The sequence below is a fragment of the Bradyrhizobium sp. 44 genome (genome assembly GCF_023073095.1).
Classification (GTDB): Bacteria; Pseudomonadota; Alphaproteobacteria; order Rhizobiales; family Xanthobacteraceae; genus Bradyrhizobium.
Genome location: NZ_JADPIY010000033.1, coordinates 244,688 through 264,741 on the forward strand (window position 1 = coordinate 244,688; position 20,054 = coordinate 264,741).

Annotated in this window: 20 protein-coding genes and 1 pseudogene; 17 read left to right on the forward strand and 4 right to left on the reverse strand. The window is 62.8% G+C overall.

Annotated elements, in window-relative coordinates; translation table 11 throughout:
- Window positions 1–381: 381 nt before the first annotated feature.
- Complete coding sequence (locus tag IVB41_RS32540) at window positions 382–1,029, reverse strand: DUF4142 domain-containing protein (protein WP_247438586.1); 648 nt, start codon at window positions 1,027–1,029, stop codon at window positions 382–384.
- Between the two features lie 312 nt (window positions 1,030–1,341).
- Here IVB41_RS32540 and IVB41_RS32545 point away from each other — a divergent pair, with 312 nt between their 5' ends.
- The 16 genes and pseudogenes from IVB41_RS32545 to IVB41_RS32620 all read left to right on the forward strand — a co-directional run bounded on the left by IVB41_RS32545 (window position 1,342) and on the right by IVB41_RS32620 (window position 16,410).
- Complete coding sequence (locus tag IVB41_RS32545; protein WP_247438588.1) at window positions 1,342–2,499, forward strand: cache domain-containing protein; 1,158 nt, start codon at window positions 1,342–1,344, stop codon at window positions 2,497–2,499.
- The gene (locus IVB41_RS32550; protein ID WP_247438590.1) at window positions 2,496–3,311 is read left to right on the forward strand and encodes an adenylate/guanylate cyclase domain-containing protein; all 816 of its coding nucleotides are present in this window, start codon (window positions 2,496–2,498) and stop codon (window positions 3,309–3,311) included. The genes IVB41_RS32545 and IVB41_RS32550 overlap by 4 nt, the downstream gene beginning before the upstream one ends.
- A gap of 430 nt (window positions 3,312–3,741) precedes the next feature.
- Window positions 3,742–4,212, forward strand: coding sequence for a hypothetical protein (locus IVB41_RS32555; protein ID WP_247438592.1), 471 nt, complete (start codon window positions 3,742–3,744; stop codon window positions 4,210–4,212).
- Window positions 4,213–4,289: 77 nt separating this feature from the next.
- Window positions 4,290–5,209 (forward strand): annotated as a pseudogene (locus IVB41_RS32560) (formylglycine-generating enzyme family protein).
- A complete protein-coding gene (locus IVB41_RS32565) occupies window positions 5,206–5,676 on the forward strand; it encodes a hypothetical protein (RefSeq protein WP_247438594.1) in 471 nt (156 codons plus the stop codon). The pseudogene IVB41_RS32560 and the gene IVB41_RS32565 overlap by 4 nt, the downstream one beginning before the upstream one ends.
- Window positions 5,673–6,137, forward strand: a complete 465-nt coding sequence (locus tag IVB41_RS32570) for a YidH family protein (protein ID WP_247438596.1) — start codon at window positions 5,673–5,675, stop codon at window positions 6,135–6,137. The genes IVB41_RS32565 and IVB41_RS32570 overlap by 4 nt, the downstream gene beginning before the upstream one ends.
- 74 nt (window positions 6,138–6,211) lie before the next feature.
- Window positions 6,212–7,753: an arylsulfatase gene (locus IVB41_RS32575; RefSeq protein WP_247438598.1), complete on the forward strand. Its 1,542-nt coding sequence runs from the start codon at window positions 6,212–6,214 to the stop codon at window positions 7,751–7,753.
- Window positions 7,754–7,850: 97 nt separating this feature from the next.
- Entirely contained in the window at window positions 7,851–8,216 is a 366-nt protein-coding gene (locus IVB41_RS32580) for a DUF1622 domain-containing protein (protein WP_247438600.1), read from the forward strand.
- A gap of 5 nt (window positions 8,217–8,221) precedes the next feature.
- Window positions 8,222–9,256 (forward strand): HAD family phosphatase, encoded by a 1,035-nt coding sequence (locus IVB41_RS32585; protein ID WP_247438633.1) that lies wholly within the window; start codon window positions 8,222–8,224, stop codon window positions 9,254–9,256.
- Window positions 9,253–9,492, forward strand: coding sequence for a DUF3302 domain-containing protein (locus tag IVB41_RS32590; RefSeq protein ID WP_247438603.1), 240 nt, complete (start codon window positions 9,253–9,255; stop codon window positions 9,490–9,492). Before IVB41_RS32585 ends, IVB41_RS32590 begins: the two co-directional genes overlap by 4 nt.
- Window positions 9,492–10,433, forward strand: a complete 942-nt coding sequence (locus tag IVB41_RS32595) for an HlyD family secretion protein (RefSeq protein WP_247438605.1) — start codon at window positions 9,492–9,494, stop codon at window positions 10,431–10,433. Before IVB41_RS32590 ends, IVB41_RS32595 begins: the two co-directional genes overlap by 1 nt.
- Window positions 10,434–10,503: 70 nt before the next feature.
- Entirely contained in the window at window positions 10,504–12,678 is a 2,175-nt protein-coding gene (locus IVB41_RS32600) for a PAS domain-containing protein (RefSeq protein ID WP_247438635.1), read from the forward strand.
- On the forward strand, window positions 12,675–13,064 hold the full coding sequence (locus IVB41_RS32605) for a response regulator (RefSeq protein ID WP_247438607.1): 390 nt from the start codon (window positions 12,675–12,677) through the stop codon (window positions 13,062–13,064). Before IVB41_RS32600 ends, IVB41_RS32605 begins: the two co-directional genes overlap by 4 nt.
- Window positions 13,061–14,311: an adenylate/guanylate cyclase domain-containing protein gene (locus IVB41_RS32610; protein WP_247438609.1), complete on the forward strand. Its 1,251-nt coding sequence runs from the start codon at window positions 13,061–13,063 to the stop codon at window positions 14,309–14,311. The genes IVB41_RS32605 and IVB41_RS32610 overlap by 4 nt, the downstream gene beginning before the upstream one ends.
- Window positions 14,312–14,361: 50 nt before the next feature.
- A complete protein-coding gene (locus IVB41_RS32615; RefSeq protein ID WP_247438612.1) occupies window positions 14,362–15,369 on the forward strand; it encodes a transporter in 1,008 nt (335 codons plus the stop codon).
- Window positions 15,370–15,420: 51 nt separating this feature from the next.
- Window positions 15,421–16,410 carry an ABC transporter substrate-binding protein gene (locus IVB41_RS32620; RefSeq protein WP_247438614.1) on the forward strand — a complete coding sequence of 330 codons (990 nt, stop codon included), beginning with the start codon at window positions 15,421–15,423 and terminating at the stop codon, window positions 16,408–16,410.
- Between the two features lie 249 nt (window positions 16,411–16,659).
- Here the strand turns inward: IVB41_RS32620 and IVB41_RS32625 are convergent, their stop codons facing one another.
- Together IVB41_RS32625 and IVB41_RS32630 are read right to left on the reverse strand one after the other, a co-directional pair.
- Window positions 16,660–17,034: a cupin domain-containing protein gene (locus IVB41_RS32625; protein ID WP_247438616.1), complete on the reverse strand. Its 375-nt coding sequence runs from the start codon at window positions 17,032–17,034 to the stop codon at window positions 16,660–16,662.
- Window positions 17,034–17,798 carry a Crp/Fnr family transcriptional regulator gene (locus IVB41_RS32630; RefSeq protein WP_247438617.1) on the reverse strand — a complete coding sequence of 255 codons (765 nt, stop codon included), beginning with the start codon at window positions 17,796–17,798 and terminating at the stop codon, window positions 17,034–17,036. Before IVB41_RS32630 ends, IVB41_RS32625 begins: the two co-directional genes overlap by 1 nt.
- A gap of 565 nt (window positions 17,799–18,363) precedes the next feature.
- Here IVB41_RS32630 and IVB41_RS32635 point away from each other — a divergent pair.
- Window positions 18,364–19,095, forward strand: coding sequence for a Crp/Fnr family transcriptional regulator (locus tag IVB41_RS32635; RefSeq protein WP_247438619.1), 732 nt, complete (start codon window positions 18,364–18,366; stop codon window positions 19,093–19,095).
- Between the two features lie 583 nt (window positions 19,096–19,678).
- On the opposite strand, the gene IVB41_RS32640 is transcribed toward IVB41_RS32635, so the two are convergent.
- Window positions 19,679–19,879, reverse strand: coding sequence for a hypothetical protein (locus IVB41_RS32640; RefSeq protein WP_247438622.1), 201 nt, complete (start codon window positions 19,877–19,879; stop codon window positions 19,679–19,681).
- Window positions 19,880–20,054 lie beyond the last annotated feature (175 nt).

The following is a 20,054-nucleotide window of genomic DNA, read 5'->3' on the forward strand; positions in this document are numbered from 1 at the left end:
CCCCGATAGATCCGGCGAGTTGATTATGGCAGAATATGAAGCTGGGTAGTTTCGCGATGTTCGATAACGGGGACCGAGTCGTCTGCAGCGTCGATTGGGCCGCCTTGCGCTCATGCCATCGCGGACGGAATCGATCCAAACGACTGAGCAGCACGCCGCGCCGAATTGTGCGCTCCAAGTCCGCCGCGATATCCTGATCAGCGCGGTTTCGTGATCTGCTCTGGGCTTTCCCAGGTGTTCTTACCCGCTGCCGGCGCTGTCGTATTTGACCCTCCAATTCGTCGTTGGAATTGGCGAGCATCCTTTGTGCATTATCCAATCGTAGGCAGGGCAAGCCGCTCGGCGGCCCCTGGCCCGGCCGAACTCAGGCGCTCAGCACCCTTATTTCTTGACGCGTGATGATCGACCGGTTGTGGCGTTCTTGTCATCGTCGTCGTGCAGATCCGCCAGCAATTGCAGATGTTCCTTGATCTGCCCACGCGCCAGCTTCGCGACGTTGATGTGGGCTGGATCCTTGCCGCTCGCGAGATAGTCCTCCTGAATGCGCAGCAGCTTCTGGTGACCTTCGGTCTGCGCGCGGACATAGGCCGTCTCGAACTCCTTGGCCTCCATCTGCTCCATCTTCTGTAGCGTGGCTTGCTCGTCCTGCGGGACGTGCTGGCGAGCCTCGGATTCGGACGGAGGATTCGATTTACCTGTCGCCTTGCTCGGATCCATCATCGACATCAGCACGTCGCCCATGGTCTCCTGCTCGGCGACCTCGAATTCGGCAAACTCCTTGATGTCGTCGTCGCGGACCTTCTTGACCGCGACACGCGAGGCGAGCAGCGACATCGAACCCACGGCCTTCGTGTCTGTCATGTGCTTCTGCTCGGCATCCCCCATCGTGCCGGTACCTGCACCAGTGGTTTGAGACATCGACGAGTCCTTGGAGGCGTCATTCGTCCTTTCTTTGCCGGCGGTTTGAGCGAGAGCCGGCGCGGCCATGGTCGCAGCGATGCCGGCGAGAAGAATGCGTCGTTCCAGCATTTGAAAGTCTCCTTGCGCGTGGGGCGGGACAGCAGCCTTCAAACGTCTCGATTAGCGGAAGTTTCCTAGGAAACGACGCCGCTCCTGATCGCGGCGCGGGCGCAAGAGCGGCCGCGTCTTTGAGGCCTCCCGCTCATTTCGATGAAATTTGGCGGAGTTCCGCGCAATTGCTCCCGGCGCCAAGGAGGCGCAAGATGGATCGCTGGCAGAAACCATCGGCGGCAAAACATGCCCGATCGCAGCCTCAGAATTGGATTCAGGACGTCGATCACCGCGATCTTTGTCGGAACCGTCCTGTTCGTCGGGCTGTCGTTGGTCTACCTCAGCTTCGAGCGGGTCGGCGCGATCACCAGGACGGCGGCAGCGTCTTTCCTCGACACTGTCGCTCAGCTGTCGGCCGACCGGATCGACGCGCAGTTCATGGCGGTCCGCGACGGACTGGACGTCCTGCAGGATCTGCCGTCGGTGCGATCGGCCGCTGTGCGTGACAATCCCAGGCTCTACGCACTGTTGGCGTCGATGCTCCGCAACAACCGCCAACTCTACAGCCTCTACGCCGGCTACGACGACGGCAGATTTGTGCAGATGGACTACCTGGAACGTGGCGGCGAAATCGCGCGCTTGAGGACCGAAGCTCCCGATGGGGCGCAATTCCGCCTGCTCGTCATCCCGGATTCCGGCGGGGCTTCGACCATCGACTTCCTGCGGGACGATCTGAGCTCGATCGAGCGGCGGCCGGGACCCTCCGATTACGACCCCCGCCAGCGGCCCTGGTACGATGGGGCGTTCGAGAAGGAGCTGCGGCCGCTGACGGAGCCCTATATCTTTTTTGCCATCGGGCAGCCCGGCTACACGCTTCGGATGCCCATAGCCGGCTCGCCCCGCGGGGTCGTCGCCGGCGACATCCTGACCGGCGAGGCCGAAGCGCTGCTCCGCAGGCAGCAGCTCGGCAACTCGGGCATGGTCGTCCTGTTCGACGACGAGAACCGCGTTCTCGCCCATCCGCAGATGTCCGAACTGATGGCAGGCAGCGGCGGGACGGCCGCAGCGGCGGGGCTGCCGAAGCTCGCGGAGGTCGATCGGATCGGGATCGCGAAGGCTGTCGATGCCTGGAAAAAGACCGGCGTGTCTCAGCAGATCTTCGAGGATGCCGACGGGCGGGTCCATGCGGCGGCATTCCGCACCATCGCGTCCGCTGGGGCGGCCAACCTCCGGCTCGGCGTCTCCGCGCCCATCGACGAGTTCTACTCGCAGATCGAAGGAGAACGCCGGCGGCTGTTCCTGACGGCGCTCGGGTTCGTGCTGGCCGTGCTGCCCATCGTGCTGTGGGTGGGCGCGATGATGTCGAAGCGGATGAGGGCGCTTGCGATCGAGACCGACGGCATCCGGCACTTCGACCTGGCCAGACCCCGCGCATCCGGTCGGTGGTGCGGGAGATCGACGATCTCGGCCGGTCGATCGCCGCCATGAAGAATCTCGTCCGGACGTTCTCGAACTTCATTCCGAAGCGGCTGGTGCGGCAGTTGGTCGAAAGCGAAGTGCCCATTGAGCTCGGCGGCGAGCGCCGGGAACTGACCGTGCTGTTCACGGACGTGGAGAACTTCACCTCGCTGACCGAAGCCGCCGAGCCCACCGGCGTGATGCGGATGACCTCGCGCTACTTCTCGGCGCTTTCCGAAGAGATCATGGCGCGACAAGGCACGGTCGACAAGTTCATCGGCGACGCGGTGATGGCGTTCTGGAATGCACCGACCGAGGACGCGCGGCACGTCTCGAACGCCTGCCATGCTGTGCTGGCCTGCGTCGAAGCCAATCGTCGGCTGAATGCCGAATTCGCTGCCGAAGGTCTGCCGCCGTTCCGGACCAGGTTCGGCCTGCACGTCGGAGACGTCGTGGTCGGCAACATCGGCTCCAAGGACCGCATGAACTACACGGCGCTGGGCGCTTCGGTGAACCTCGCCGCCCGCCTGGAGGGGCTCAATAAGAGGTACGGGACCACGGTGCTGGTGAGCGAGGCCGTCAAGGCGCGCGTCGCGGACGAATTTCTCTTTCGCAGCATCGGTCGCATCAGCCCGAAGGGATTTGCCGCGAAGTTTCAGGTGTTCGAGTTGATATGCGCAGCAGCGGACGCCAGCGACCAGCAACTAGCCCTGGTGGCGGAGTGGGAGCGCGCATACGCCTCGTTGTCGAGCACGGGCAAGCGGAATGGCAACGAAAGGCTCGAAGCCTTCTCGGTGGCTCACCCGGACGACGCCGTCGCTCGGCATCATGCCAGTGAATGACGGAAGGACGCTTGTCGACGGCGCAAAAGATACAAGCGAGCTCAAATCTCAGGCGATGCCGACACTCGCCCTGCGCGAAAAAACGTTTGCCAACATTGCGGATCGCTCTTAACATATGATGCAACCAAGAGATGATCTAAGTTCAAGAACAAGAACAAAGCTTCCTTCCTGGCGATCGAAGATCGCAGAAACGAAGGTGATCATGCGGGCACCCATCTGACCTGTTGATGTCGTTATCCGGCCGCGCTCGTCCGCGGTCCGGCTTTAGAATGCGCGAAATCAACGGGCGGCCGTGTGGCCAACCATCTCTTCTGAGATCCGCATATCACGCGGAAAACATACGTTCGCTCCTCTGCCGCATCCGTGCGGGGGGAACGTTGGCGCTTGATCAAAAGAACAATGCTCACCGCCGAGCAAAAGGGAGAAGGCCATGCGAAACGACGCTTCGAATCCGCTGCGGCAAATCGTCCTGACCGCCGCTTTCGCGATCACCGCAATCTGCTGCGCGCCTTTGCAGTCTGACGCCGCACCGCTCGCGCCGGTTTCCATCAATGCCGGCCATTTGGCCGATCAATCGGCGGATGCTCCCATCCTGCAGGTACGAGCACGCGCGGTTGCCAGGCATACGGCTGTCGGTCCGCGCGGCGGCGTCTATCAAAGCAGAACGGTGGTGCGACGCGGGCCGGTTGCCCGCCCCGGCTATCATGGCGGCGGCGTCCGCTGGGCGCGTCCAGCTAACTATCGCTGGCCGCGGGGAGGCGCGATCGCCGCGGGCGCCGCGATCGGCATGGTGACCGCAGCAACCGCCGCAGCCTGGGCGGGTGCGGCTCCCGCGCCCGGCATGTGCTGGTACTACACCGATCCGTCGCGCACCCAGGGCTTCTGGGACTACTGTCGGTAGTCGCGGCGGTAACGGCGATGTCGGAACTTGGAATCAGAAAGCGCGAGCCGCTGCGGGACGATCTGCCGTCCGCAGACATGGTGGTCATTCCCGGCGGCACGTTCCGGATGGGATCGAACGACCACTATCCGGAGGAAGCTCCGGTTCATCGCGTCACCGTCGGTGCCTTCCGGATCGACCGCACCCCAGTCACCAATCGGCAGTTCAAGGAATTCGTCCGCGCCACCGGCCACGTGACGACTGCACAGGCCCCTCCGGATCCAGCCGACTATCCGGGCGCACTTCCGCACATGCTGTACGCGGGCTCGCTGGTGTTCGCGCCGCCGCAGCGCCCCGTCGATCTCCGCGACTGGAGCCAGTGGTGGAGCTTCATGAAGGGTGCCGACTGGCGGCATCCCTATGGGCCCAAGACCAACATCAATGTGCTCGACAATCATCCTGTCGTTCACGTCTCCTACGCCGACGCGCTGGCCTATGCGAAATGGGCCGGCAAGGACCTGCCGACCGAGGCCGAATGGGAGTTCGCCGCCCGCGGTGGGCTTGAGGACGTCGAGTTCGCCTGGGGCGACGAGTTCGCGCCTGGCGGACGTCACATGGCTAACACCTGGCAGGGCAATTTCCCGCGGCAGAATCTCGGCGAGGACGGGTACGAGAGAACCTCGCCGGTGACCGCGTTCCCGCCGAACGGCTATGGCCTGCACGACATGATCGGCAACGTCTGGGAGTGGACCTCCGACTGGTACTCGCCGGGCACGAAGCCGATGCGCCCAAGGCCTGCTGCATCCCGGAAAATCCGCGCGGCGGACGCGAGGAGGGCAGCTACGACAGCCGCCAGCCGAACATCAAGATTCCGCGCAGGGTCCTGAAGGGCGGCTCGCATCTGTGCGCGCCGAACTACTGCCGGCGCTATCGGCCCGCAGCAAGACACGCCCAGCCGGTCGACACGTCGTCGAGCCACATCGGATTCCGCTGCGTCGTCAGGGAGGGGGCCTCATGAGCGCCGGCGCCCCATCGCATGCGGCGGTCGCCATGACATGGCTCGCCCTCGTTCTCGCGGCGGCGTTGCTCACGATAGGCGCCTACACCTATGGCTTTTCGCTGCAGGTGCACCAGCGGTTCTGGACGGACATCGCCGACCGCATTCACGGGCCGATGACGTTCCGCTTCTTTCTGCAACCGACGATGGCGCTCATCGCGGCCATTCCGGACGGGATCTCGAACGCGCGCGGCGACGGCGGCACTCGTGGCGGCGTGCGGCAGGCATTGCTGGCGACGGCCCGCACCGTCCTGCTGGGGCTGAGCATGGATGTGATCTACCAGTACAAGGTGCTCGACCGGTTCTACCCCGCCGAGGCGGTCATGATGGCAGTCCTGCTGGCGCTGATCCCGTATTTCGTCTTCCGCTGGATCACGCAGGTCCTTGCCCGATGGTGGCTCGCGCGCCGGGAGCATCGCACGCCATGACAGCTCCCCACATCACCCGCCAGTCCGGCTCCGACGATATCTCGGTCGAGCTCTCGTCGCGGCGGACCGGGATGTCGTTTCAGCGCACCCGGATGAGCGCCGACCGGACTCTGATGTCGGTGATCCGCACCTCGCTCTCCCTGATCTCGTTCGGCTTCACGATCGCCCAAGTATTCGAAAAGCTGCGCGAGCACGATGTGATCGCTCACGCCGGCTCGGGCCGTAACTTCGGTGTGACGCTGGTGGCGCTCGGCATTCTGATGCTCGTCGGCGGCATCATCTACCACGTTCAGTTCATGTATCACCTCCGCGAGGAGCGGAAGGCGATGGCCGCCGACGGACTCATCCATGCGCAGAGCACCTTTCCGGTCTCCCTGACGCTGCTGACCGCGATCGTCCTGCTGCTGTTCGCCGTCTGCGTGATCGTGAGCATGATGTTCAGCGCGGGACCGTTCGGCTGAGAAGGTTCTGGCGACAAGGGAGCGAACTCGAGAGAGCGAAGTAGGCGACAAGCATCGAGCAATGGAGCGAGAGAATGGCCAAGACCAAAAAGCCCAATATCCTCGTCATCTGGGGCGATGACATCGGCATCACCAACCTGAGTTGTTACTCGATGGGGGTGATGGGATACAAGACGCCCAACATCGACCGACTGGCGAAGGAAGGAATGCTCTTCACCGATTCCTACGGTGAGCAGTCCTGCACGGCCGGACGGTCGTCGTTCATCACGGGCCAGAGCGTGATGCGCACCGGTCTGTCCAAGGTGGGGATCCCGGGCGCGCCGGTCGGCATGAACGAAAAAATCGTGACGATTCCGGCGCTCTTGAAGAACGAGGGCTACACCACCGGCCAATTCGGCAAGAACCACCTCGGCGACCTGAACCACATGCTGCCCACCAATCACGGTTTCGACGAGTTCTACGGCAACCTCTACCATCTCAATGCCGAGGAAGAGCCGGAGATGTATGACTACTTTCCCAAGGAGGAGTTCGGCGACTTCATCGAGACCGTCAAGCCGCGCGGCGTGATCCACAGCTTCGCGACGGACACCGACGATGCGACGATCCATCCGCGCTGGGGAAAGGTCGGCAAGCAGAAGATCGAGGATACCGGCCCGCTCAACAAGGAACGCATGCTGACGTGCGATGACGATTTCGCCGACAGAGCGAAGAGCTTCATCAAAAAGGCCGTGGACGACGACAAGCCGTTCTTCGTCTGGGTCAATTTCACCCACATGCACCTGTTCACGCACACCAAGAAGGAAAGCCTTGGGCAGGCAGGGCGCTGGCAGTCGCCGTACCATGACACGATGATCGATCACGACAAGAACGTCGGCTCGCTGCTGGACTACCTCGACGAGTTGGGCATCGCGGATGACACGCTCGTCATGTACTCGACCGACAACGGTCCCCACCGCAATTCCTGGCCCGACGGCGGCATGACCCCGTTCCGCAGCGAGAAGAACACGAACTGGGAAGGGGCGTTTCGCATTCCGCTGGTGGTGCGCTACCCCGGCAAGATCAAGCCTGGCTCCATCTCGAACGAGATCGTCCAGCATCACGACTGGCTGCCGACCTTCCTGGAATTGGCCGGCAACAAGACCGTCGTCGACGACCTGAAGGAGGGCGTGAAGGCGCTCGGCCGCACCTACAAGAACCACATCGATGGCGTCAGCCTGCTGAGCTATCTCACCGGGGCAACGGAAAAGTCGCCGCGCAAGATGTTCATGTACATCTCGGATGACGGCGACACGCTGGGTATCCGGTACGACAATTGGAAGATCGTCTTCATGGAGCAGCGCATGAAGGGCACCATGGGCGTCTGGGCGGAACCGTTCACGCCGTTGCGGGTGGCCAAGCTGTTCAATCTCCGGACCGATCCTTTCGAGTTCGCGGATGTCACCTCCAACTCCTACTACGACTGGTTCCTCCACCACGACTACATCATCTACGGAGCGATCGCGCTGATGATGAAGTTCAACGAGACCTTCGTCGACTTTCCGAAGATTCAGAAGCCGAACACCTTCACTGCGGACCAGGCCGTCGAGAAGCTGCACGCGACGGTCGCGGGAAGCTGACAAGTTTCCGGTACGCCGGAGCGAGTGGCGTTCACGATTAATGAAGGGCGGTGGTCGCGCCGCCCTTCGCAACCGAGCATCTGGACTGGGGTCGCCCGTGAAGCAGTGGCTGATCATCGCAACGGAGAACGCCATCGTCGTGATCGACGCGATGGCGTTCGTCATCGTGGTGATCGGGACGATCGAGGCCTTCTTCAGCGGGCTGCGCGCGATGCTTTCGGCGCCGGACGGACATGAGCGCCGCGAAGTCTGGCTCCGCTACGCCCGCTGGCTGGTGGCGGCTCTGACCTTCCAACTCGCCGCCGACATCATCGAGACCTCCATCACGACCAATTGGGAGGCGATCGGACGGATCGGGGCGGTCGCGGTGATCCGAACCTTCCTGAACCACTTCCTCGATCGCGATCTCGACGACGTGCGCCGGCGCCAAAGCGAAGGCGTGAAGGGAGCGGCACCGGGATGATGCGGATGGCGATCAGCAGACGCGGATTGGCGCTGGGCTTCCTCGCCGCATGGGCTTGGGCCGGCGCCTTGGCGCAGCCGGCCGACCCGCTTCCCTCCTGGAACGAAGGTCCGGCCAAGACCGCCATCACAGCTTTCGTGGCGAGGGTGACGACGGATGGCAATCCGGATTTCGTGGCTCCGGCGGAGCGGATCGCCACGTTCGACAACGATGGCACCTTGTGGACGGAACAGCCGCTGTACTTCCAGCTCGCGTTCGCGCTCGACAGCGTCAAGGCCATGGCGCCGAAGCATCCGGAGTGGAAGACGAAGCAGCCCTTCAAGGGCCTCTTCGAGCACGACGGGCGCGCGCTGAAGGCTGCCGGCGAGAAGGGACTGCTGGAGATCATGGCTGCCACGCACGCAGGCATGACCACGGAAGAATTCTCGAGATCCGTCGTCGCCTGGACCGGTAGTGCCCGGCATCCGCGGTTCAACAGGCCCTACACCGAACTGGTCTACCAGCCGATGCTGGAACTGCTGGCCTACCTGCGGGCGAACGGGTTCAAGACGTTCGTGGTCTCCGGCGGAGGCGTCGAATTCATGCGGCCGTGGATGGAGAAGGTCTACGGCATCCCGCCGGAGCAGGTGGTCGGCTCCTCGGGCCTGGTGAAGCTGGCGAACGGTCCCCGCGGCGGTCCCGTTCTGATGAAGCTTCCGAAGGTCGAGTTCATCGACGACGGACCCGGCAAGCCGGCCGGCATCAACCGCTTCATCGGCCGACGCCCGATTTTCGCGTTCGGCAACTCCGACGGCGACCTGCAGATGCTGCAGTGGACCGCGGCAGGATCCGGCGCCCGCTTCATGGGCATCGTCCATCACACCGATGCAGACCGCGAATACGCCTACGACCGCCAGTCGAAGATAGGCAAGCTCGACAAGGCCCTGGATGCGGCCGCAGCCGGCGCGTGGACCGTGGTGGACATGAAGCGCGACTGGGCGACCGTGTTCCCATCGGGGGCGAACCGGGTGGGGACGAGCAGGGCGGGGACGATCCAATGACGGGCTACGATGTTTTCGCGTGGATCGTCCTGATCATCCTGGTCGCCAGCGCGATCGGCGTGTTCTGCATCGCGGGCTGGCTGCCGGGGCACATCGCCAAGACCCGGGGGCATCCGCAGGCGGAGGCGGTGACCGTCGCGGGCTGGATCACCCTGCTGTGCGGTTTCGCGCTGTGGCCGATTGCCCTGATCTGGGCCTACGTCGACGTGCCCCGCCGCAGGCCGGAGCAGGTCTGATGGGCGCCGCGATCATCAATACCTACCTGGTGCTGCTGTTCGTGCTGGTGCACTTCAAGATCGTTCGCTTCAACCTGTTCTGGAAGCTGTCGCCCTTCATCGTCATGGCCCTGGTGCTGTTCGGGCTGCTGATCCCGATGAACTGGGGCGCGCCGCAGGGGTCCGCTATCGTGGTGCGCAACGCGGTCGCCATCGTGCCCGACGTCGCCGGCGAGGTGACCGACGTGCCCGTCCTCGCCAACGCCCCCCTGAAGGCGGGCGACGTCCTGTTCCGGATCGACCCGACGCCGTTCGATGCCCAGGTCAAGGCGATCGAGGCGCAGTTGAAGCTCTCCGACATGCGGCTGTTGCAGATGACGACGCTGTTCGAACGCGACGCCGGGCGGGGCTTCGACGTGCAGCAGCGCCAGTCCGAGGTGGACCAGCTGAAAGCCCAGCTCGAGGGCGCCAGGTGGAATCTGGACAAGACCACGGTCCGTGCTCCGGCCGACGGCTACGTCACCAACGTCGCGTTGCGCAAGGGCGCCCGGGTCGCGAACCTGCCGCTGACGCCCGTCATGGCCTTCATCGACACGTCCGGCACCATCATCGGCGTCGAGATCAACCAGATCGACGCGCGCTACGTCGAGCCGGGCCAGGAAGTGGAGATCACCTTCAAGTTCGCGCCCGGACGGGTGTTCGGCGGCAAGGTCGAAAGCGTGCTGCAGGCGGTCGCCACCGGGCAGGCGCAGACCTCGGGCACCGCGGTCCTGCCGAAGTCGATCGAGGCGATCCCGTTCGTCGCGCGCGTGAAGCTCGACGACGGACAGTTCGCACGAAACCTGCCGGCCGGCAGCACGGGAACCGCGGCCATCTACACCGACCATCTGCAGGCCACTCACATGGTCCGCCGCGTGCTGCTGCGCCAGGTCGCGATCACCAACTACGTCAATCCGTTCTGAGGGCCTAAGCGGAAAGGAGGTCATAGTGTCGAAGGATCGAAATCTCTTAGCCGCCGAAAGCAAGCCGGTCATGTTTCCGCTGACCGAGCAGCCGACGCTGAAGGTGATCTACGACACAGCACCCATCGGGCTCGCGTTTCTCTCTCCCGATTGCCGCTATCTCCAGATTAACCAGCGTCTCACGGACATCTGCGGGATTTCCGTTGAAGGTCATCTGGGCAACACCGTCAGGGATTGCGTGCCCGCTCTCGCCGATTCGGTCGAAAGCATCGTTGCCTCGATCGTGAAGACCGGCGAGCCCGTGCTCGGGATCGAGGTTGCAGGCCAGCGCGCCGACCAGACCGAAGCGCGCTTTTGGGTCACCTACTGGCACCCGGTGCGGGGTTCGGCGGGCGAGGTCGTCGGTGTCAACGTTGCCGCGGAGGAGATTACGGACCGCAAGCGCGCCGAGGCAGCGCTCGCCACGCAAGACGCGGCGCTGCGCGAAAGCGAATCCCGTTTCCGGGAGCTTGCCGACAACATCAGCCAGTTCGCCTGGACGGCGGACGCCGCCGGTTCGATCTACTGGTACAACAAGCGCTGGCACGACTACGCGGGGACCACCCTCGAGGACATGCAGGGTTGGGGCTGGCGGAAGGTCCACCATCCCGATCACGTGGACCGCGTCGTCGAGCGCATTCAGCAAAGCTTCGACACCGGCACGCCGTGGGAGGATACCTTTCCTCTCCGGAGCAGAGACGGGAGCTACCGCTGGTTCCTCTCGCGCGCGCTACCGATCCGAAACGAGGCGGGCGAAGTCGTCCGCTGGTTCGGCACCAATACCGACGTGACGGAACAGATGGCGGCCGAGAACGCGTTGCGGATCAGTGTGGAGCGGCAGACCGCGACGGCCGACATTCTGAGCGTGATCGCCAGTTCACCCTCCGACATCCATCCGGTATTGGACGCGATCGCCGAGCGATCGAATAGACTGGTCGGAGGCCATACGACGACGGTCGTCCGGGTCGTCGGCGATGTCGTCGACCTGGCAGCGTTCACCTCACTCGGTCCGGAGGCGGATGCGGCTTTGCGCGCCTGGTTCCCGCAGAGTGTCGCAACCTCTCCGCTGCTGGATCTCGTTCGGGAGGGGCAGACGGAAATCAGCGACACCGACTCCGAGCTGGCGGATAGAGCCGGCGTCAGAGACATCGGGCGCGCGCGGGGGTTTCGCAGCCTTTTGCTGACGCCGATGCGCAACGAGAAGGGCCTGGTGGGCCTGATCAGCGTCACCCGGAAGGAGCCCGGACCCTTCGCCCGGCATCACGTCGACCTGCTGCGAACGTTCGCCGACCAGGCCGTGATCGCAATGGAGAATGTGCGACTGTTCGAGGAACTGCAGGCGCGAACCAGGGATCTGTCGATCTCGCTGGAGGATTTGCGCGCCGCCCAGGGCCGCCTGATACAGACCGAGAAGCTGGCCTCGCTCGGTCAGCTCACAGCGGGCATTGCCCACGAAATCAAGAACCCGTTGAACTTCGTCACCAATTTCTCGGCATTATCTACGGAGCTGATCGACGACTTGGACGACACGCTCGGGCAGGCCGCGCTGGACGGCACGACGCGGAAAGAGGTCGACGAGCTCACGCTCATGCTGAAGGGAAATCTCGAAAGAGTCGTGCAGCACTGTGCGCGCGCCGATTCGATCGTCAAGAACATGCTGCTGCATTCGCGCGAAGGCGCCGGCGAACTTCGTCCGGCCGACATCAACGCCATCGTCGAAGAAAGCCTCGCTTTGGCCTACCACGGCGCCCGTGCCGAGAGACCAGGGTACAACGTCACCCTCGAGTGCGACCTCGATCCCGACGCTGGCATGATCGACATCTATCCGCAGGAGATCACGCGGGTATTCCTCAACGTGATTTCCAACGGCTTCTACGCCGCGGCCAAGCGCAAGGAAAGCGCCGGGAACGGGTTCGAACCTGTGCTGAGCGCGGCCACGAAAAGCTTCAGCGACAGGGTGGAAGTAACGATCCATGACAACGGCGCCGGTATCCCGCCGGAAGTGAAGGACAAGATGTTCAACCCGTTCTTCACGACCAAACCCGCGGGCGAAGGCACCGGACTGGGTTTGTCGTTGAGCCACGACATCGTGGTGAAGCAGCACGGCGGCCGGATCGACGTCGTCACCGAGCCGGGCGCCTTCACCGAATTCATCGTCACGTTGCCGCGCACGGCGGCGCGTGCCAAGGCCGGAGGCACGGAATGACCGCATGCATACTGGTCGTCGACGACGAACCCGACGTGGAAGTCCTGTTCCGTCAGCAATTCCGGCGCGACCTTCGTGCTGGTCGCTTCCTGATGGAGTTCGCCCCCTCGGCGCTGGCGGCGTTGGCCCGCACCGCCGACGCCGCCGAACCGGCCCTCGTTCTCATCTTGTCGGACATCAACATGCCCGGCATGAGCGGACTCGAAATGCTGCCGAAGGTGCGCGCGGAGCGTCCGGACGTTCCGGTGATCATGATCACGGCCTACGGCGATGCCGAAACCCGCCGCAAGGCGATCGAACGCGGCGCGGCGGATCTTTTGACCAAGCCGATCGACTTCGCGCAATTGCGCCATGAGATCGACGCCAGGCTCGGGGAGGCCGCATGACCGCAACCGTCCTCGTCGTCGACGACGAGCCCGATCTCGAGGCTCTGGTGCTGCAGAAGTTCCGCAGGCAAATCCGCGAGGGCGCGGTGCAGTTCGTCTTCGCCCACGACGGCATCGAGGCGCTGGAATCGATCGAGCGGCATCCGCACGTCGATCTGGTGGTGTCCGACATCAACATGCCACGGATGGACGGGCTGTCGCTGCTCGCCAAGCTGCAGGAAGCCGACGAGAAGAAGTCGACCGTCATCGTGTCCGCCTACGGCGACATGAGCAACATCCGCACCGCGATGAACCGCGGCGCCTTCGATTTCCTGACCAAGCCGATCGACTTCGGCGACCTCGAAACCACCATCGAGAAGACCGTTCGCCATGTCGAGACGATGCGCGAGGCGCGCCGCCGGCTGGCCGAGGCGGAGCGCGCTCACGCCTCCCTCCTGCGATATTTCTCACCGCAGATCGCCTCCCGGCTCGCCTCCCGCGGGGAAAGCAACGGCATGGAGGTGCACCGCCGGGACGTCGCGGCCATCTTCACCGACATCACCAGTTTCACGTCCTTGGTGGAGACCGCGGCGCCGGAAACACTGAGTGCGCTGCTGAATGAATACGTGGAGGGCATGACCGAGGTCGTCTTCGCGCATGAAGGCACGGTCGCGAAGATCATCGGGGACGCGGTCCAGGTTCTCTTCAACGCGCCGGGACACCAGCCGGATTATGCCGCGCGCGCGATCGCCTGCGCGCACGATCTCGACGCCTGGGCGGAAGCTTTTCGGGAACGCTGGAAATCAAGGGGCGTGAACTTCGGGGCTACCCGCATCGGCGTACACGCGGGCCCCGCGCTGGTCGGCAATTTCGGCGGCAGCCGCTTCTTCGACTACACCGCGTACGGCGACACCATCAACATCGCGGCGCGTCTCGAAGCCGCCAACAAGTTTCTCGGCACCCGGATCTGCGTCAGTGCCGCGGCCGCCGAAGCCACCAAAAACTTCGAAAGACGGCCGGTCGGCGACCTCGTCCTGCGCGGACGCAGCGAGCCGCTTCGGGCCTACGAGCCGCTGACCACCTCGGCGTTCGATGCCCCCCCGACCAGGACCTATGCCGAGGCCTTCGCCAGGCTGGAAGCGGGCGACGTCTCGGCGATGCCGGCGTTCGCCGCGCTGGTCGGCCAGCATGCCGGCGACGCGCTGGCGGGCTTTCACCTGAGACGATTGCTGAACGGCGCCAAAGGCGTCCGCATGCAGATGGAATAAGCACGAAACAACTAGGCCACTGACCTGAATGGACCAACCTGGAGTGAGTCATGGGAAATGTCGGACACCGCTGGATCGCAGCGTTCGGAGCCTCGTTCGCGCTCGCGACATTCGCGCCGGCGCCCGCCTTGGCCGACAACGGCGGCCTCAGCTTCTGGCTGCCGGGTACCTTCGGCAGCCTCGTGGCGGCGCCCGTCATGCCGGGCTGGGCCTATTCGACCATCTACCTGCATCTGCAGCAGTCCGCCGGCGGCGGGCGGGAATTCCAGAGGGGCGGATCCATCGTCGCCGGGCTCAACGCGCACGCCGACGTCCTCGTCCAAGGCCTGACCTACACCTTCGCGACACCGGTGCTGGGAGGCCAGGCCGCGATCACCGTTCTCGGAGCGCCCGGCAACATCGGCGTCGGAATCGACGCGACGCTGACCGGGCCACGGGGCAACACCATCTCCGGAGGCGCCAGCGACAACCGCACCACCTTCGCCGACGTCTTCTACCAGGGCACGCTGAAATGGAACCAGGGCGTCCACAACGAGATGGTCTACGTCACCGGCAACATCCCGAGCGGCACCTACGATCCGAACCGTTTGGCCAATCTGAGCTTCGGCTTCACCGCGGTGGATATCGGCGCCGGCTACACCTACCTCGATCCGAAGACGGGCCACGAATTCTCCGTCGCAGGAGGCCTCACCTACAGCGGGATGAACAATGCCCTGCAGTATCAGAACGGCATCGACTTCCACGTCGACTGGGGAGCCTCGCAGTTCATCAGCAAGACCGTCCATGTCGGCCTGGCCGGCTATTACTTTCAGCAGCTTACGGGAGATACGGGGGCCGGCGCCAAGTTAGGGGAGTTCAAGGGGCGCGTTGCCGGCATCGGACCGCAGATCGGGTTCATATTGCCGATCTCGAAGGACTATCAGGGATACCTCAACCTCAAGGGCTACAAGGATTTCGCCGCCGAGAACCGGCCCGAGGGCTGGACCACATGGGTGACGTTCCAGATCTCGCCGGCGGCGCCGGAGCCCGCAGCGTCGAAACCCATGTACCGGAAGTAGGCGGACGGATCCGACCTGCGGTTCAATGCGATAGGCACGGTAAGCTGCTCAATGACGCTGATCCGAAGACGAGATGTCGTGGTGGCAATCGGGATGGCAGTGGCCACCCGGTCGCCTGCCGCTGCGGCGGAGCACCGGAATCCGGTGGTAGGTTTTCTTTCCGGCGGGGCAAAACCCGGTGACGCGACGCGTTTGGCGGCGCTCTGGCGGGGCCTCAACGAAGGCGGCTACGTCGAAGGCCGGAACGTGACGACCGAATATCGCGGCGCGGATGGCCAGAACGATCGCCTGCCGGCATTGGTCGCCGAGTTGATCCGCGCCCAGGCGGCCGTCATCGTGGCACTTGGCGGACCGAGTGTGGCAGCGGCTGCCAAACGCGGCACGGAAATCGTGCCCGTCGTGTTCACCATCGGGAGCGATCCGGTGCAACTCGGCCTAGTGGCCAGCCTCAACCGGCCGGGAGCCAACGTGACCGGCACGAGCTCGCAAGCCAGCGCAATCGTCGTGAAGCAGCTGGAGGCCGTACGCGAGTTGAAGCCGAGCCTTGCCGTGGTGGGCTGCCTGGTCAATCCTCACAATCCGAATGCCGACAACGATGTGGCCGAAGTACGTCAGGTCGCGCTCACCTTGGGACTGCAGGTTCGCATCGCGAATGCGAGCGCCGAGGCCGACATCCCCTCCGCCTTCGCGACGCTTGCCGCGGCGAAGGTCGACGCGGTCGTCGTCGTGTCGGACGGTTTTCTCAACGGCCGGACCGGTCAGATCGCCGAGCTGGCGGCCCGCTCCTCGCTGCCGTCAATCTCCACAATTCGCGAGTTCGCGTTGGCCGGAGGGCTCATGAGCTACGGCTCTAGCCTCGCGTCCGCGTATCGCCAGTCGGGTATCTATGCCGGCCGGATCCTCAAGGGTGAGAAGGCGGCCGACCTCCCGGTTCAGCGATCCGACAAGGTCGAACTGGTCATCAATCTCAAGACCGCCAAAGCCCTCCGACTGGATATGCCGCTCAACCTTCTCGGGAGGGCCGACGAAATCATCGAATAGACCTCGGCTTATCTCTCGGTTGCGCTTGGATCCAAAGCTGTCTCGCCATGTGAAGCGCAGAGGCCGCCGGACGGCACCGCGCTAGGGTCGCTGGGACCGCGACATCAGGAGGTCTGCCTAGGCCGTCCAGAGGCTGGCCTGCTGCAGCGTCCCGATCTCCGACGCTTGGGCGATGCGACGCGCCATCACTTGGAACTCGTAGGCCGAGCGCTCTGCAGGCGGGCGCGACGGCGATGTACGGTGACCGAGCTAGGATTCGTCAGCAGAATCTTGGGCGAGACTGATCTTCCAAATCCGGATCTCTCCATCCGTGCGATCAAAGTGATGCGGGTGGCCCCGCGGGATGAACAGCAAATCGCCGGCCGTGCATTCCATCTTTTTGCTGTCCAAGCGCAACATCCCGTAGCCAGAAACGACAACATAGATGGTGTCAGAGGAGCCGTCGTCAGGTGCTCCACTTTCAGGGCCGTCGAGTGGTCGGATTCTGATAGAAGCCGTTCCGGGCCTGTGGCAAATCCGCAAGGTTTCGCAGGCCTGCCTCCAGCTCATACCTGACGCGATCTCCGTCAGGTTGACCGGAGTGCCCTCAGTGGGAGACGGCCGCGCATCGAGAAAAGTAGACATCAGATTAGCCCACGCATTCGCCTGGCGGGTTCGCTGTCAGGCTCCCGTTTTGCCCGATCGAGGTGCAGATAATTGCTTTCGAAACGTGCCGCATTGCGCAGCCCGGCAGGATCACACACCGTCCAGGTATTTCCCTCAATGCTGATCAGATTCTCCTGACGGAGGCGTCCCAGCATTCGGTTGACATACACTGGTGTGAGACCGGTCGCGTCGGCCAGATCCGTCTGAGTCACGGGAAATTCGAACTTTTGGTCGTCCACCACTCCGAAGGCGCGCATCCGAAGGAATATTTCGTAGGTCAGAAACGCGATTCGCGCATATGCGTCGCGACGGCCCACATCGATGATGCGCTCACGCAGGACGCCTTCGTCCTGCAAGGTGTTCCACCAGAACGCCAGCGCGATGCTTGGTCGATTTAGAAGGAGATCCTTCATGATTTCGCCGGAGATGGATGCGACGAGGCTGGGCGCTAATGTCCCGATACTATGATCCATCTCATCGAGGATGAAGATTTCCGAATCGCAGGGGTCGCCGGGCACCAGGAACGCCATGATCTGACGGGCGCCATCTTCAAGGTGTTTGTAGCGGCATGCCAGGCCGCTGATGACGAGGTGGATATCAGAAGAATGCTCCCCCTCCCTTATGATGTCCTGTCCCGGACCATACTGTCGCTGCCGCTCACAACTAATACGGTTCAGCAATTGACGGTCTTCGTCACTGAACGGCGCGAACTGCTCCAGTTTCCTGATTAGCGGGCTGTCCATGGGTTTCCTCCACGGGAAGAACGCCGGACGACACTTTTGGTCCCTCCTGTACCTCAATTGCACGGTCGTGATCTTGATCTAGTTTAGTGTCGTGCTCGCGCCCTAGTCCCACACTGTGTTGCATGGCGCGATTCACCCCAGATCAAATGAATCCCTCCATTCACGGTCAAGGCGGCCTGCTTCAGGCAGAGTTCATCGCAGAATCGGATCAAACTTGCCAAAATAGCGCTTTCTACGCGCGCATGGATCGCTGCAGGCGGGAAATTGTGCGCTGCATGACGAGTACATCCGAACGTATTCAACACACGAAGGAGATGCTTTCAACAACGACCGAACTCGTCGCGTATAGCCAGGAAGCAATCGCACGGTCGTTTCATCTCCTTAAAGTGAATAAGAGGGCTTGAGGACCGCTCGGACCTATTACTTGTTCCTTACTCCGGAAAGATTCGGCCTTTCGTCGTAGCGCCCGATTTGCACCTGGCCATGCAACTTGGATCACGTGTTCCTGGCATCTGTGAACCGACCTCGACGGATGGTCTTGCCTTCGGCCATCAGGAGAATCATCATGCATCCCACAGAAATCCTGATCCGACGATTGCGTGCGAACACTCGGCTGTCCGACGAGGACGCCGCCGCAATCAAGACGCTGCCCGTCGATGTAAAGCAGCTTACAGCGGACACTTACGTCGTTCGTGAAGGTGATTGCCCCAAACGTAGCTGTTTGGTCCTGAGTGGCTTCCTCTGCCGTTCGAAGATTGCCGAGAACGGCAAGCGTCAGATCCTGTCCTTCCACATCCCGGGAGACATTCCGGACTTACAGAGTCTTTTTCTCAGGGCGATGGATCATGATCTGGCGACAATATCCGCTGCGACACTGGGCTTCATCGACCATTCCGCTCTTTCAGCACTGATCGAGCAGCGGCCCGCCGTCGCGCGCGCTTTCTGGTGCGAGACGCTGATCGACGCCGCCATCTTCCGTGAGTGGATCGTCAACGTGGCAGTGCGCCAAGCACCGGCCCGTATGGCGCATCTTCTCGCCGAAATGCGCGAACGCCTAGCGACGGTCGGACTTGTCGGCGATGACGAGTTTGAGTTTCCTGTTACCCAATCCGATTTGGCGGAGGCGCTTGGGCTAAGTGTCGTGCACGTCAATCGCGTTCTTCAGGGCTTCCGCGCGCATGGCGTTCTCGATCTGCAGAAGAAGATGGTCAAGCTGATCGACGTCGAGAGAGTCCTCATTGAGGGCGGATTTGATTCAGCGTATCTGCACCAGAATGGCAACGCCTCCCCGTCCTGACGGCGTGCAAGGCTTGCCGGGTTTACCGGTCGGCCTTGTTTATATGCCGATTGACGTCGGTTCAGTATGGGCTGGGAACGATGTCCGTGGCAGCTCACGTGCGGTGACGGTCTGAATTTTGCACATTTCAGATCGGCCCTCAGAAGCGGACATCCACGACATGAGTACACGTCCCGCGCGCACGGTGCCGATGTCATCGCGGGCAAGATGGCCGAACCACTACGGTTGAGGACTTCTATAGCGTGGCGCTCTTCACGGATGTCTTCTTCGGCATCGCGCTGCGCAGTACAATTCCTGAATAGCTGATGAATCCTACTCCCGCTCCCATCATTACAGCGAGAGGGATGAAGCTGATGCGTTGCGAGCTGGCAATGTGCCGCGACCGAATAGTTCGGCTCTGCTGCTGATGGAGAGTCTTCAAGTACGTCGTCTTGCGTGCTCTCTGGCTCGCTTACGTCAAGGATGCTGTTCACCCCTGTCGACTTCGTTCAATGCATCACCATGCCACCTTGACGGGCGCACCGTCATTTCCGTAATGGAAAGAACGTCGGCCATCAGGTACACCGATTGCCGTTGGCCGTTCCTAGCTCTTCTTGGCTCCCGGAAAAATGCCGAGGACCTCGCCATCTGCATCGCGAACGGTGACAGTTCGCCCAGTCATTTCAGCCAGCCGCTTCGCAAGCGCGCACGCCTCACCCGCATTTTCTAGATCCAGAGCGACCACCGACAGCTTTGTTGCGTCAGCTCCAATGACGGCGATATCGAAAGGTTTGTTATAGGCCATGGCGCAACTCCTGCTGTTGGCGGGTAGCGCGATCCTTGGTACAGCAACCGTGATTTAAGGATTAGACACTTTGTGCACAAGTGAACACGGAACATGGTGCGCCACGATTTCGCGGTAAGCAGGCGAACGGACTGTCTCAGATCGCCTGCCTCACCATCCGTAGAAGTTCTTGGCG